Consider the following 13,351-nt stretch of genomic DNA (forward strand, 5'->3'; position numbering starts at 1 on the left):
GGGTGCAGATCGGGATGCTCGGATCGTTCGAGGTTCGCACGGACGACGGAGCCTTCGCCGACGTACCGGGCGCGCGGCTGCGCGGCCTGTTGATCGCCCTCGCGCTCGAACCTGGTCGCGTGGTCCCGAAGGCAACGCTCGTCGACTGGATCTGGGGTGAACACCCGCCCGCGGACGCGGCGAACGCCTTGCAACGCTTGGTTTCCCGACTGCGGAAGGCGCTGCCGGAGGGATCGGTCGAGGGGCAGCCGGACGGCTACCGGCTGAGGGCGGAACCCGACGCTGTCGACGCCGTGCGGTTCGAACGCCTCGTCGGTCAGGCTCGCAATGGGGACGATCCACAGCGGGTAGGGCTGCTGCGTGAGGCCCTCGCCATGTGGCGTGGTGCGGCCATGCAGGATGTCGGTTTGCAGGAGAGTGCGGCGTTTGACGCGGCGGTCAGCCGGCTTGAAGGGCTGCGCCTGACCGCCATGGAGGATCGGTTCGATGCGGAGGTCAGCGCCGGCCATGGTGGCGGGCTGGTCGCGGAACTGACCGACCTGGTGGCCGCGCATCCGATGCGGGAACGGCTTGTCGCTGCGCTGATGCGTGCCCTCGTGGCGGCCGGTCGCGGCAGCGAGGCGCTGCTGGTGTACCAGCGCACAAGAGAAGCCTTGGCGGACGCGCTGGGCGTCGACCCCTCACCAGAGTTGTCCGCGTTGCACGTCGCGCTGCTGCGCGGCGATGTGGGGCGGCGGGAGGAGGAGCGGAACACCAACCTGCGTGCCGAGCTGACCAGCTTCGTCGGCAGGGACGCCGATGTCGCTGTGGTTCGCGAACTCGTCGCCGAACATCGGTTGACCACCCTGATCGGGCCGGGCGGCTCGGGGAAGACCAGGCTGGCCACGGAAACCGCGCGCACGCTGCTCGATGACCTGCCGGACGGGGCCTGGTTGGTGGAGCTCGCGGCCATCGGCACCGACGGTGACGTGGCGCAGGCGACGCTCGCCGGCCTCGGCCTGCGGGATGCTCTGCTCGGCGGGGCACCGAACGCGGAGCCGGCGGACCGGCTCATCGCCGCGGTCCGCGAGCGGGAGGCGCTGCTGATTCTGGACAACTGTGAGCACGTGATCGAGTCGGCGGCGGCGTTCGCCCATCGAGTGCTCGGGGAGTGCCAGCGGCTGCGGATCCTGGCGACGAGCAGGGAACCGCTCGGCATCACCGGTGAGGCGCTGTGGCTGGTCGAGCCGCTGACCTTGCCGGAGGGGGACGCCAGCCCTGGCGAGATCGAGTCCTCTCCGGCCGTCCAGTTGCTGCGGGACCGGGCGGGCGCGGTGCGCAAGGATTTCGCGGTCGACGCCCACGCGTTGTCGACGATCGTGCGCGTCTGTCGGGTGCTGGACGGGATGCCGCTGGCGATCGAACTGGCCGCGGCCAGGTTGCGCACCATGTCCCTGGATCAGCTCGCCAACCGCCTCGACGACCGGTTCCGTCTGCTGACCGGCGGCAGCCGCACCGCGCTGCCGCGGCACCGGACGCTGCGCGCGATGGTCGACTGGAGTTGGGAGCTGCTCACCGACGCCGAACGGACGGTCCTGCGCAGGTTGTCGGTGTTCTCGGGCGGGGCGAGCCTGGAGGCGGCCGAGCGGGTCTGCGTCGGCGACGCCGTCGAGCAGGAGCCGGTGCTCGAGTTGCTCACCGCGCTGACCGAGAAGTCGCTGCTGGTCGCCGAGGGTGACAGCGCACCGCGCTACCGGATGCTCGGCACGATCAAGGAGTACGCCGCGCAGCGCCTCGCGGAGGCGGGGGAGTCGGACCTGGCGCGCCACGCGCACCTCGCCTACTTCACCGAGCTCACCGAGACCGCGGACCCGCAGCTTCGCCGCGCCGAGCAGGTGAAGTGGCTCGCCACGCTCGCTGCCGAGCACGACAACATCAGTTCCGCGATACGTGGTGCGCTCGCGGCCGGTGAGGCGCATGGGGCGATGCGGCTCGCGGCGGGCGCCGGCTGGTACTGGTGGCTGAGCGGGCACAAGGGTGAGGGCAACGAGCTGCTCATCGCGGCCGCCACCATTCCCGGCGAGGTGGACGACGAGATCCGGGCCATGGTGTACGGACTTGTCGTGCTGTTCGTGAGCAGCTCCGGGCTGAGCGACGAAAACGATGCGGCGGAGTGGATCCACAAGGCATACCAGCTCAGCCGGCGCAGCCAGTCCCGCTACCCGCTGCTGGCGTTGGTCGTCCCGCTGGAACGCATGTTGCAGGCGCCGGACGCGTTCCTGCCCGCGTGGGAATCATTGCTGGACAACGAGGACCCCTGGGTACGCGCACTGGCCCGGTTCCAGCTCGGCAAGATGCGGATCGTGCTCGGCCAGGGCGGGCGAGACGCGGACATGTATCTCGAGATGGCGCTCGCCGAGTTTCGGGCACTCGGCGAAAGGTACGGGATTTCGTTGGCTCTGACCGAGCTGGCGGAACGCATCGCCACGCGCGGCGAGTTCGCGGGTGCCTGCGAGCTCTACGAGCAGGCGGTCGTGGTCGTCACCGAGGTCGGCGCCATCGAGGATGTCATACGGATGCGGTCGCGACAGGCGCAGCTGTACTGGCTGCTAGGTGACGAGGACGCCAGCGCGGCTGCCATGGCCGAGGCGCAGCGGTGCGCGGAAAGGGTCACCTGGCCGGATGCGCTGATCGAGCTGGCCCTCGCGAAGGCGGAACTCGCGCGTTGGGGCGGCGACACCGAGGAGGCGTACCGGCAACTCGATGTCGCGACGACCATGCTGGGCGACAAAGCGGAGCGCGCGGGTGTCCGCGCGATGGCACATGACCTGCTGGGCTACCTCGCCGACGATCTCGGCAAGGCCCGCGAGCACCACGCCGCGGCCTGCCAGGCGGCGGCCGAGGCGGGGTACCCAACCCTGATCGCACGGATCCTCGTCGGGGTCGCGGACCTGGCTCTACGCCGCGACCAGTACGAACAGGCCGCGCGGCTGCTCGCGGCGAGCACCGGCGTGCGCGGACTGCCGGATCGCTCCCAACCGGATGTGGCCCGGATCGAGCGGGCCGCGCGAAGCCGCCTCGGCGACGCGGGGTTCGCCGAGGCGGCCAGGGAGGGCACGGAGTCGAACTGGTCTCAACTGGTCACGGCCACGCTCGTTGAATGACGATGTCGCCGTACCGCGTGCGGGCGTGGACCGCGACCTTGTCGTCGAACGTGTCGGGGTTTTCCTGCGACGGAACGGAGTTGCGCACCGACCCTCGCGTGCTGCTGGCGTCCACCTGGGCAGCGGTGCCCTCGCCGATGCCGACCTCGATGTTTCCTGAGCGGTTCAACAGCTCCGCCTGACCGCGTGTCAACCGGCCGATCCGGATGGCACCGTCGCCTGTCTTAGCGGTGACGCTGCCGTCGGCGCGGTCGATGTCGAAACTGCCGTTACCACTGCTGAGATCGAGGTCGGCGCAGGCGCGGCCGATCCAGATCTGCCCGCCCGAACTCGAGAGCCCGACGGCGCCATTCACCTCGCTGATCCGCGCCGCGACCACGCTGCCTTCGATGTTGGCGCGGCCAGCGATATGGCCGATCGCGACCTCACCGGCCGCGATGTTCGCCTGCAGCTCGTTGATGCGATCCAGTTGGACTCGACCCTTTGCCATGTGCAGCTCGCACTCGCCAAGTGAGCCGTCCGCCTGAACGCTTGAGTGCGCCATGTACGCGACCAGGCTGGAGCCGGCGGGCAGGTCGATCGTGATGGCGACCGAGCCGTTCTTGTCACCCGAGACGGTCGTCTTGACCGATAGCCGGCCGCCGGCGAAGTCGACCTTGGTCCTGGTGGCCACCTTGACATCCCGCTGACTCGCCTTGTCGATGGGTTCGACCCGCACTACGGTGTCGGTCCGGTCGCTCGCGGTGACCCGCACCCGAGCGCCGGCGACCTGCACGGTGGCGGCGATCGGCCCTGGCGTGGCGAATGTCGGCATGCCAACTCACGCCCGCTTCGTGAACGTGGAACGCGCCCACAGGTACCCGACCAGTGCGATCCCGACGCACCAGGCGATGGCGATGATCGCGTCGCTGGAGGATGGTGCGCCGTTGAGCAACCCGCGCACGGTTTCGATGATCGGCGTGAAGGGCTGGTACTCCGCGAACTCCCGCAGGCCCGGCCCCATCTTGTCCGCCGGCACGATCGCGCTGCTGAAGAACGGCAGCATGACCAGCGGGATGGCGGCCATACCCGCCGTTTCCGGAGACTTCGCCGCGAGTCCCAGGGCGACCGTGAGCCAGCCGGCCGCGAAGCCGAGCAGCACGACGATGCCGACCACGCCGAGCCAGTCGAGGACACTCGCCGCCGGGCTGAATCCCAACAGGAACGCCACCCCGATGAGGGCCGCGATGGCGAGCAGATTGGTCAGCAGGCTGGCGATGACGTGACCGGTCAACACCGCACCACGGGAGACGTCCATCACCTTGAACCGGTTGATGATGCCCTTGGTCATGTCGGAGTTCACCGACGTCGCGGTGGCCCCCAGCCCGTAACAGACGGCCAACAGGATCAGTCCCGGCGTCGCGTAGTCGATGTAGTCGACACCGACGCTGAAAGCGTCACCGAACATGTACACGAACATCAACATGATGATGATCGGCATCAGGACCGCGTTGAACACCGAGACCGGGTTCCGGGCGATGTGTTTGAAGTTGCGGCGCAACATCACGATCGAAGGGGACTTGGCGCTCATTTCGCGGCCTCCGTGGTGTGGCCCGTCAGGGCGAGGAAAACGTCGTCGAGGTCGGGTGTGTGTACGGAGAACTCCTCGGCACTGAGCGAGTTCTCATCGAGCCTGTCCAGCAGAGCCCGCAGCGATTTCGTCCCGCCATCGCCGGGAACCCGCAGGGTCAGTCCCTCGTCGTCGCGCGTGGAGCCGGGGAAGAGCGGCGCGGCCGCTTGGAGTTGGGCGACGGTGGTGAACCTGAGCCGGACGTGGGTCCCGGGGATCTGCCGCTTGAGGTCGTCGGGAGTGCCCTGGGCGACCAGGCGACCCTGGTCGAGTACCGCGATCCGGTCGGCGAGCTGATCGGCTTCCTCAAGGTACTGAGTGGTAAGAAAGACGGTCACACCATCGGCCACCAGCCCGCGGACGATCTCCCACATCGTGCGGCGGCTGCGTGGATCCAGTCCGGTCGTCGGCTCGTCCAGGAAAATGATCTGTGGGTTACCGACGAGCGTCATCGCCAGGTCGAGCTTCCGGCGCATACCCCCGGAGTAGGTCGATGCGGGCTTCTTCGCCGACTCCACCAGATCGAAGCGTTCGAGCAGCTCCGTGACGATCCGCCTACCGTCGCCGGAGGTCGCCCGGTTCAGATCCACCATCAGCTGCAGGTTCTCCTGCCCGGTCAGCAGCTCGTCCACCGCCGCGAACTGACCGGTGACCCCGATCGCCGCGCGCACCGCCTTGGCGTTGGTCGCGACGTCATGGCCGGCAACGCGCACCGTCCCACCGTCGGCCTTGATCAACGTGGTCAGCACGTTCACCGTCGTCGTCTTGCCCGCCCCGTTCGGGCCGAGCAGGGAGAAGACCGTGCCAGCACGTACATCGAGATCGATGCCATCGAGCACGACTTTGTCCCCGAAAGCCTTTCGCAGCCCTGAAACCTCAATCGCTGAACTTCTCATGCGACCTACGATCGGCGCCTGACCTGTCACGCCCCTGACACGCCCCTGACACGGCCACTGACGCGGTGTTCGCCCGAACCGGTTAATGCAAATGGCCGGTGGCGGCACGCTGACCGCACATTGTGTACGAGTGGCGTGAACCGGAACGCACGGTTTGTCCGATCGTCGCTCCCCAGGTTTTCAGAACATGGTGAGGTCCCTCGGCAGCCGATGACGAAGGTAGGTAAACCGCGGAAATGACGTGGTTTAGCGACGCGCTGCGCTCCGCCCACCGACTGAGCAACTCGATCAGCGTATTTCGCAATCTCTGGTGGCTCCTCCTAGCCGTCGGTGGCGGTGGCGTCGTTGCGTGGAGACTTGGCCGGGCTGGCGGCTGGTACCTGACCGTCGGAACCGTCCTCGCCGTACTCGGCGTCGTGACCCTTGCCGCGGGAATAGTGATGATGCGCCGCGCCTCCATCGCCCCGTACACATGGGAGTCGGCGGAGTACGTCTACCGATTCGACGGTGACGACCCGAGGCGTCAGGTACAGCTCACAAAGATCAAGATCCGGGCGAACCGCGATGACGTTGCATTCTTCCGTAACCGGTATTACTGGACCGGCCAGGGCGAAAGCAGGCTGCTCCCGCTGAACGGTCACCGAGTCGTGGCCGAGAGAGTTGCCATGGACTCTCAGCGCCGTTATTACTACGTGCTGTTGGACAGACCGCTGAACCGGGGAGACACGGCCGTCATCCAGATCCGGCAGGAGTTATTCGACGAGGAGCGGACGTTTCAACCGGTCCTGGCCAAGAGTCTCAACGAGCCGGTGGGTAGGTTGACGTTGAGGGTGATCTACCCCGCTGGGTTGGAGCCGCGTCACGTGGTGGCCCGAGAACTCGTACGCAGCCGAAACCCGGAGGCCGACTGGCGAACGGTCCACGAACGGGACGCCGAGATCGAGAGCACGGGCGAGACCACAGAGGCCATTTTCGTCGCAAACGATCCACGCACAGGACGCCGGTACGCCCTCTACTGGGGGCCCTGGGGCAACTATACCAAAACGACCTAATGCCGACAAAGCGCGCTATACACTCGCCTCATGACGCACGCGCCAGGAGGAATCATGGAGAACGACTGATATCAGCAATACGGCGGCCGGGAAGCATCGTTGCTCCCGGCCGCCGCGTTTTTCGACTTGTTTAGGGGGCGTCGCCGCTCAGTCGTTAAACAAGTCTCCGCCCTCCCGCTCAGGTCTGACAGATCGAAAGTCGTACGCATATATCAGACGGCATGTGCCAATCGAAACACGAAAGCATTTCTGCTCCTCACGATTGTGGAATTTGCGTGCCGCAATCGTACCCGAGCAGAGCGATGAGGCCCCACTTACACGATCGAGCACGCCGTTCCATTGAGGACGAACGTGGCCGGACGGCCGGTGTTGCCGGTGTGCGTGGCCAGGAAGCCGATGTTCACCGAGGCGTTCGGCGCGATGGTGCGGTTCCACGAGAGGTTGGTGGCGCGTACCCCGTTGTTGGTCAACGCGAGGTAGTCGGCGTTCCAGCCCTGCGTCAGCGTCTGTCCACTGGGGAGCACGAACACCAGGTTCCAGCCGTTCACCGCCGTAGTGCTGACGTTGGTGATGGTGATGCTCGCGGTCAGGCCGGTGTTCCAGGCGTTGACGGTGTACTGGACCTTGCAAGGGCCGGCGGCGTTCCCGGTGGACCAGGTGGCCGTCACCGGAATGCTCGGCCCGGGGCCGCTACCGTCCAGCCCGAAGAACCGGATCGCCTGGGCGGCGTCCACCGGCAGGTTGTGCGGGACGCCTTGCATGCTGATCGCCTCGACCGGCGGCGTGTTGCCGACGCCGCCGTAGCGGATGCGCGTGTATCCCACCTGCGGGGTGTCGGTGTACCAGGACGTCTGGGTCAGGCCGCGAACGTTCGTCCACTGCTTGATCTGCTCGGTGAAGTTCTGGTAGTTGAGCCCTTCGTCCGCGGTGCCGTGCCAGATCTGCATGCGCGGCCACGGCCCGGTGTACGACGGGTTGGCGTTGCGGACCGCGTCGCCCCACTCCTGCGCGGTCTTGATGATGCGGCCGGCGGAGCACTCGCCGTTCCACTCCGCGCCGCCGGTCGTGGCGAAGCAGGTGTACGGCACGCCGGCGAAGGCCGAGCCCGCGTCGAAGACGTCCGGGTACAGGGCGAGCATGACGTTGGTCATCATCGCGCCGGACGACACACCGGTGGCGAAGATCCTGTTCGGGTCGGCGTTGTAGTGCTGCTGCACGTAGCTGACCATCGACGCGATGCCGACCGGGTCGCTGCCGCCGCCGCGGCGCAGCGCCTGCTCGGAGTAGACGTCGAAGCACGCGCTGCTGCGGGTCACCGACGGGTAGATGACGATGAAGCCGTACTGGTCGGCGAGGGAGGCGTACTGGGTGCCGGAGTACATCGCCTGGCCGTTGCCGCCGCACCAGTGCAGGCCGACCACGATGGCCGGCTGCGGCGCGACGGTGGCCGGTACGTAGAGGAACATGCGCATGTTGCTCGGGTTGGCCCCGAACCCGGTCACCTCGGTCAGTGTCGCGGCCGACGCGGGCTGCGCGAGCGTCATCGCCCAGACCACGGCGAGCACCATCGCCGCGACGGTGGCGCACAGCATCCTGATCTTCGTTTTCATGAGCAACGCCCTCCCCCGTCAATTCAAACAGTTACCAGTATCGATCTAACTCGCCCGCACAACAAGAGACCCGAAGAGACAACGTCTGTTGTTAATTCCACAACGATGGTAGTGTCGGCGCGTGTCCACCCGCCGCACCGACCTGCTCGACGCCGCGATCTCCCTCCTGGGCGAGCGCGGGGTCCACGGGGTCACCCATCGCGCGGTCGACGCCGCCACGGGGCTGCCCGCCGGCTCCACGGCCAACTACTTCCGCAGCCGGGACGCGCTGCTGACCGCCGTCGTGGAGCGGTTCGCCGACCGCGAGCGGGCCAACTGGGAGGACACCGCCGCCCGGATGTGTCCCACCACCCCGGAGGAGATGGCCAAGGCGCTCGCGGAGTTCGCGCATGAGCAGGTCGGCCCGTACCGGACGCTGACGCTGGCCCGCTACGCGATCCTCGTCGAGGCGGCCAACCGGCCGGCGCTGCGGGCCCAGCTCACCGAGACCGGGGCCCGCGTCCGGCAGTACTTCACCAACTGGATGCGGGTCATCGGCTCGACCGACCCCGAGCGGGACACCCCGATCGTGGCGAATTACCTCACCGGCCTCGTCCTGCACCAGCTGTCGTATCCCAACCCGGGTTTCGATCCGCTCGGGCACCTGACGGCCCTCATCACCACACTGGTACCCGGGAGGTAGCGCCATGGACCAGGACCAGGTCTGGACGACGATCGACGACCACCGCGCCCGCCTCACCGACCTCTTGGCCGACCTGTCCGAGGACGAGTGGCGCCGGCCGTCGCTGTGCGACGGCTGGACGATCCGCGACGTCGCGGCGCACCTGGCCTGGCAGCCGACCATCACGATGCCCGCCGCGTTGCCCGCCGCGATGCTCGGCCTCATCCGGGCGCGCGGCAGCATGCACCGCGCGATCCACGACGAGGCCGTCCGGTACGCGCGACGCCCCACCGAGCAGATCATCGCCGAGGTACGCGGCACGATCGGTGCGCGCCGGCCGGTCCCCGGGATGACCTACCTGGAGACCCTCATCGACGTGCTGGTCCACGGTCAGGACATCGCGGTGCCGCTCGGCCGCCGGCTCGACATGGCACCGGAGGCCGCGGCCGTCGCCGTCGCCCGGATCTGGACGAAGCCGTCGCTCTTCCGGTCGACGAAGCACCTGCACGCCTTCCGGTTCACCGCGACCGACACCGCGTGGTCAGCGGGTGACGGGCCGGAGGTACGCGGGCCCATCGGCGCGATCCTGCTCCGGCTGACCGGCCGGCCCGCGGATCTGCCCCAGGCTATGCGGGGTCGGTGACGTCGGCGTACGTGCCGTCGATCGCGGTCAGCGCGGCGTCGGCGTCGAGGGCCACAGCCACCCCGTGCTCACCCGCGCCCAGGGTGATCGCTCGGCCACGCAGGCGCTCGTCGGCGATCACCGGCCAGCTCGTCGTCGAGCCGAACGGCGTGATCGTGCCCCGCTCGTACCCGGTCGCCTCCTTGGCCGAGGCGGCGTCGGGCATCGAGAGGCGGCTGACGCCGAGCAGCGTGCGCAGCTTGGGCCAGGAGATGACCCGGTCGCCCGGGACCAGGACGAAGAGGTAGTCGTCGTCGGCACGCCGTACGACGATGGTCTTCACCACGTCGGGGATCTCGACGCCGCGGGCGGTAGCCGCCTCGGGCAGGCTGCGCACCGGTCCGTGCCGGATCACCCGGTACGAGATGCCCGCCCGATCGAGGGCATCAAGAGCCGACATGAGCCGACCCTACTCGACGATGACCTTCAGGCCCCGACGATCCGCGGCCGCGTCGAACGCCTCGGGCGCCCGGTCCAGCGGGTAGCGGTCGGTGACCAGGGAGGCGACGTCGACCGCGCCGCGGCGTACCAGATCGATCGCGCGCGGATAGGTGTCCTTCATCCGCCGCGACATCGCGATGGTCAGACCCTTCCGGCGGGCGACCGAGGCCGGAAACGTGGTGCTGTCGCTGTCCGGGATGCCGACCAGCACGACGCGGGCGCCGGGGCGGGCGGCCACCATCGCGGCCTCGACGGCCGCGTCGGTGCCGGCCACCTCGAAGGCGACGTCGACCGCTCCGTCGACATGCTCGGCACCGAACGACAAGGCCGCTTGAGCGCGGTGCGGCAGAGGGTCGGCGGCATAGACGGTACGCGCGCCGGCGCGCAGGGCCAGTTGCACCAGCAGCAGGCCGATCGGGCCGCAGCCGAACACCCCGACGGTCATGCCGAGTCGCAGGTGCCCGAGGTCGAGCGCGTGCAGGGCGACACCCAGCGGCTCCAGCATCGCGCCGTCGACGTCGGACAGCTCGTCGGGCAGCGGATGCAGCAGCGCGGAGGGCCAGCCGACGTACTCCCGGAGCGCGCCGTCGACGGCGCCGTGGCCCGCGAAGCGGACGGTCGGGCACAGGTTGGGGTGCCCCTGCCGGCACATGTCGCACGCCTCGCACGGGATCGCCGGGTCGACCGCTACCCGCTCGCCGTGCCGCGGGCCGCCCTCGATGACCCCGGCGAACTCGTGCCCGACCACCAGCGGCCGGTCGAGCTGGGCGTCGCCGATGCCGGCCTCGCCGTACCAGTGCAGGTCGGAGCCGCACAGGCCGACCGCGGTGACCCGGACCAGGCTCTCCCCCGGGCCGACCGGCGGGGAGGGCTCGTCGGCGACGCGGATGTCCTTGACGCCGTGCAACCGGGCGACCCGCATCAGATGTCCCCCGCCAGCCCGAGCTGGCGGCGGATGTCGTGCTGCACCGTGGTGGGGTCCGGCCGGGCGTCGACGGTGAAGACGAACTCCTTGCGGCGGAAGATGTCCAGCACCGGCTTGGTCTTGCTGTGGTACTCCCGCAGCCGGGCCGCCAGCGCGTCCGGCGTGTCGTCCTCCCGGGTCACCAGCTCGCCGCCGCAGACGTCGCATTTGCCCTCGACCTCGGGCCGGTCCGCGATGAGGTTGTAGTCCATGCCGCACCGGGAGCACAGGCGCCGGTTGAGCACCCGCCGGTGCACCTCGGAGTCGGGCAGGTCGAGGTAGATGACGCCGTCGATGTCGTAGCTCTCCAGGAAGAACTCGGCCTGCCGGCCGTTGCGCGGAAAGCCGTCGACCACGAAGCCGTAGTTCCAGTCGTGCATCTGCAGGCGGTCCCGCACGACGGCCTCGACCTGGTCGTCGCCGATCAGCTCGCCGGTCGCCATCGTGCGGCGCACCTGCGCACCGAGCTTGGTGTGGTGCTGCACGTGCCAGCGGAAGATGTCGCCGACGCTGATGTGCACGAGGTCGTACTCCCGGCACAGCATGGCGCTCTGGGTGCCCTTGCCGCTGCCCTGGACGCCCATCACGACGTACTTGCGCATGCCTGAACGATCGCACACGCTGGTCGGATGCGACGGTGGCTCACCAGTCTGCTGTTCGTCACACTCGTGGCTGTCGCATGCACGGACGACCCGTCTTCGCCGGTCACGACGCCGGCGCCGAGTGTGACCGTCGCGATGCAGTGGCAGCGCCTGGCCGGCGCGCCGTCGGCCCGGACCGAGGTCGCGGCCGCGACCACCGGCACCAAGGTGTACGTCGTGGGCGGCTACCGGGCGGACGGCGGGACGGTCGCGACGGTGGAGGTCTTCGACACGGCGACCGGCCGCTGGGCCGCCGGCCCGGGCCTGCCGGTGGCGGTCAACCACGCGATGGCGGCGACCGTCGACGACACCGTGTACGTCTTCGGCGGCTTCGAGTCCGGCGGCGACGCCGGGGCGGGGGCGTTCCGCCTGGCCGGGGACGGCTGGCAGCCGATCGCCCCGTTGCCGCAGGCCCGGGGCGCGGGCACGGCGGTGGCCCAGGGCGGCAAGGTCTACGTCGTCGGCGGGGTCAACGCGGGCGGCCTGGCCCGCCAGACGCTCGTGTACGACCCGGCGACCGACCGCTGGTCCACCGCGCCCGGGCCGCCGACGCCACGCGAGCACCTGGGCGGGGCGGGCTTCGGCGGCAAGGTGTACGCGGTCGGCGGGCGCGCCAACGGGCCGGGCAACTTCACCGCGTTCGAGGTCTTCGACCCGGCGACGGGCGTGTGGGCGAAGCTGCCCGACCTGCCCACCCGCCGGGGTGGCCTGGCCGCCGCGGCGACCTGCTCCGGCCAGATCATGGCGGTGGGCGGCGAGGCGGAGGCGACGTTCGAGGAGGCGGAGGCGTTCGACGTACGGGCCGGCGAGTGGCGATCGCTGCCCCCGCTGCCCACGCCCCGGCACGGCCTCGGCGTGGTGGCGCTCGGTACGACGCTGTACACCTTCGCCGGCGGGCCACGTCCGGGGCTGCACGTCGCAGATTCGAACGAATCGATTGATTTAGCACCTTTGGGTGCCTGCTAACACCAGACGACCGTGCCGGTGCCGGTGAACCGGCACGGTCGTGATCAATGATCAGTGTGTGACGCCGCGCTTCTCCAGTGCGCTACGCAGAGCCCGCAGCGCGTAGTACACGCGCGACTTGGCCGTGCCGAGCGGCAGGCCGAGAGCCTCCGCCGCCTCGGCCACGGTCCGGCCCTTGAAGTACGTCTCCAGCAGCATCTCCTGGTGCGGCGGGCTGAGCGTACGCAGCGCGTCGGTGACCGTCATCCGGCGCAGGACCTGCTCGCTCTCGTCCGGCTCGGAGACGTTCTCCAGATCCAGGCCGTACGCCTCCGCCGGCCGGGCGCTCTGGCTGCGGTGCTCGTCGATCGCGATCCGCCGGGCCACGGTCACCAGCCACGGCCGCAGCGACACCTGCCCCTGCGCGCCCAACCGGTGCGCGTTGCGCCAGCCGCGCAGGAGCGTCTCCTGCACGATGTCCTCCGCCCGCTGCCGATCGCCCGCCACCAACTGCAGGACGAACCTCAGCAGCGGCGCCGCGTGCTCCTCGTACAGCTCGCGGACCAGCGCGTCCTCGGACCCTTCCCCGCGGTGACGCCCCGCAGCAACCCCCGAAGTCATGCTCGGCCACCTGACGCGAACACGATTCCAGACACCCTCACCTCACGGTCCTCGGCATGACCGGGTCGGGCGCGCCGACCCCCTGC

Annotated in this window: 13 protein-coding genes; 5 read left to right on the top strand and 8 right to left on the bottom strand. The window is 69.2% G+C overall.

What is annotated here, in order from left to right:
* Positions 1–2: 2 nt before the first annotated feature.
* Entirely contained in the window at positions 3–3,143 is a 3,141-nt protein-coding gene (locus Prum_RS18580) for an ATP-binding protein (RefSeq protein ID WP_173077690.1), read from the top strand.
* Here the strand turns inward: Prum_RS18580 and Prum_RS18585 are convergent.
* From Prum_RS18585 to Prum_RS18595, 3 genes are read right to left on the bottom strand one after another with little or no spacing between them, the layout of a single operon-like run.
* Complete coding sequence (locus Prum_RS18585) at positions 3,121–3,957, bottom strand: DUF4097 family beta strand repeat-containing protein (protein WP_173077691.1); 837 nt, start codon at positions 3,955–3,957, stop codon at positions 3,121–3,123. The two genes, Prum_RS18580 and Prum_RS18585, sit on opposite strands and share 23 nt — an antisense overlap.
* Positions 3,958–3,963: 6 nt before the next feature.
* Positions 3,964–4,713 (bottom strand): ABC transporter permease, encoded by a 750-nt coding sequence (locus tag Prum_RS18590; RefSeq protein WP_173077692.1) that lies wholly within the window; start codon positions 4,711–4,713, stop codon positions 3,964–3,966.
* Positions 4,710–5,648, bottom strand: a complete 939-nt coding sequence (locus Prum_RS18595; RefSeq protein WP_173077693.1) for an ATP-binding cassette domain-containing protein — start codon at positions 5,646–5,648, stop codon at positions 4,710–4,712. Before Prum_RS18595 ends, Prum_RS18590 begins: the two co-directional genes overlap by 4 nt.
* Positions 5,649–5,884: 236 nt before the next feature.
* Between Prum_RS18595 and Prum_RS18600 the strand changes: the two genes are divergently transcribed.
* The gene (locus tag Prum_RS18600; RefSeq protein ID WP_173077694.1) at positions 5,885–6,700 is read left to right on the top strand and encodes a hypothetical protein; all 816 of its coding nucleotides are present in this window, start codon (positions 5,885–5,887) and stop codon (positions 6,698–6,700) included.
* Between the two features lie 314 nt (positions 6,701–7,014).
* Here Prum_RS18600 and Prum_RS18605 read toward each other — a convergent pair whose 3' ends face one another.
* Positions 7,015–8,310 (bottom strand): extracellular catalytic domain type 1 short-chain-length polyhydroxyalkanoate depolymerase, encoded by a 1,296-nt coding sequence (locus Prum_RS18605; RefSeq protein ID WP_173077695.1) that lies wholly within the window; start codon positions 8,308–8,310, stop codon positions 7,015–7,017.
* A gap of 121 nt (positions 8,311–8,431) precedes the next feature.
* Between Prum_RS18605 and Prum_RS18610 the strand changes: the two genes are divergently transcribed.
* Positions 8,432–8,992 carry a TetR/AcrR family transcriptional regulator gene (locus Prum_RS18610; protein ID WP_173077696.1) on the top strand — a complete coding sequence of 187 codons (561 nt, stop codon included), beginning with the start codon at positions 8,432–8,434 and terminating at the stop codon, positions 8,990–8,992.
* 4 nt (positions 8,993–8,996) lie between these two features.
* Entirely contained in the window at positions 8,997–9,614 is a 618-nt protein-coding gene (locus tag Prum_RS18615; RefSeq protein WP_173077697.1) for a maleylpyruvate isomerase family mycothiol-dependent enzyme, read from the top strand.
* Here the strand turns inward: Prum_RS18615 and Prum_RS18620 are convergent.
* Genes Prum_RS18620 through Prum_RS18630 form a run of 3 tightly spaced genes read right to left on the bottom strand, consistent with a single transcriptional unit; the run spans position 9,598 to position 11,660 of the window.
* Entirely contained in the window at positions 9,598–10,053 is a 456-nt protein-coding gene (locus Prum_RS18620) for an aminoacyl-tRNA deacylase (RefSeq protein WP_173077698.1), read from the bottom strand. The genes Prum_RS18615 and Prum_RS18620 overlap by 17 nt on opposite strands.
* Positions 10,054–10,062: 9 nt before the next feature.
* Positions 10,063–11,016 (bottom strand): zinc-dependent alcohol dehydrogenase, encoded by a 954-nt coding sequence (locus Prum_RS18625; protein WP_173077699.1) that lies wholly within the window; start codon positions 11,014–11,016, stop codon positions 10,063–10,065.
* Positions 11,016–11,660: an adenylate kinase family protein gene (locus tag Prum_RS18630; RefSeq protein ID WP_173077700.1), complete on the bottom strand. Its 645-nt coding sequence runs from the start codon at positions 11,658–11,660 to the stop codon at positions 11,016–11,018. Before Prum_RS18630 ends, Prum_RS18625 begins: the two co-directional genes overlap by 1 nt.
* A 27-nt stretch (positions 11,661–11,687) precedes the next feature.
* On the opposite strand from Prum_RS18630, the gene Prum_RS18635 reads away from it, so the two are divergent.
* Positions 11,688–12,665 carry a Kelch repeat-containing protein gene (locus Prum_RS18635; RefSeq protein ID WP_173077701.1) on the top strand — a complete coding sequence of 326 codons (978 nt, stop codon included), beginning with the start codon at positions 11,688–11,690 and terminating at the stop codon, positions 12,663–12,665.
* A 51-nt stretch (positions 12,666–12,716) separates the two neighbouring features.
* On the opposite strand, the gene Prum_RS18640 is transcribed toward Prum_RS18635, so the two are convergent.
* Positions 12,717–13,265, bottom strand: coding sequence for a sigma-70 family RNA polymerase sigma factor (locus tag Prum_RS18640; RefSeq protein WP_173077702.1), 549 nt, complete (start codon positions 13,263–13,265; stop codon positions 12,717–12,719).
* Between the last annotated feature and the right edge of the window lie 86 nt (positions 13,266–13,351).

The sequence above is a fragment of the Phytohabitans rumicis genome, assembly GCF_011764445.1.
Lineage (GTDB): Bacteria > Actinomycetota > Actinomycetes > Mycobacteriales > Micromonosporaceae > Phytohabitans > Phytohabitans rumicis.

What these genes read in the sequence shown, in the direction of transcription:
- Prum_RS18585 (WP_173077691.1), bottom strand. Translation starts at nt 3,957, where the DNA reads ATGCCGACATTCGCCACGCCAGGGCCGATCGCCGCCACCGTGCAGGTC.
- Prum_RS18590 (WP_173077692.1), bottom strand. Translation starts at nt 4,713, where the DNA reads ATGAGCGCCAAGTCCCCTTCGATCGTGATGTTGCGCCGCAACTTCAAA.
- Prum_RS18595 (WP_173077693.1), bottom strand. Translation starts at nt 5,648, where the DNA reads ATGAGAAGTTCAGCGATTGAGGTTTCAGGGCTGCGAAAGGCTTTCGGG.
- Prum_RS18600 (WP_173077694.1), top strand. Translation starts at nt 5,885, where the DNA reads ATGACGTGGTTTAGCGACGCGCTGCGCTCCGCCCACCGACTGAGCAAC.
- Prum_RS18605 (WP_173077695.1), bottom strand. Translation starts at nt 8,310, where the DNA reads ATGAAAACGAAGATCAGGATGCTGTGCGCCACCGTCGCGGCGATGGTG.
- Prum_RS18615 (WP_173077697.1), top strand. Translation starts at nt 8,997, where the DNA reads ATGGACCAGGACCAGGTCTGGACGACGATCGACGACCACCGCGCCCGC.
- Prum_RS18620 (WP_173077698.1), bottom strand. Translation starts at nt 10,053, where the DNA reads ATGTCGGCTCTTGATGCCCTCGATCGGGCGGGCATCTCGTACCGGGTG.
- Prum_RS18625 (WP_173077699.1), bottom strand. Translation starts at nt 11,016, where the DNA reads ATGCGGGTCGCCCGGTTGCACGGCGTCAAGGACATCCGCGTCGCCGAC.
- Prum_RS18630 (WP_173077700.1), bottom strand. Translation starts at nt 11,660, where the DNA reads ATGCGCAAGTACGTCGTGATGGGCGTCCAGGGCAGCGGCAAGGGCACC.
- Prum_RS18635 (WP_173077701.1), top strand. Translation starts at nt 11,688, where the DNA reads ATGCGACGGTGGCTCACCAGTCTGCTGTTCGTCACACTCGTGGCTGTC.
- Prum_RS18640 (WP_173077702.1), bottom strand. Translation starts at nt 13,265, where the DNA reads ATGACTTCGGGGGTTGCTGCGGGGCGTCACCGCGGGGAAGGGTCCGAG.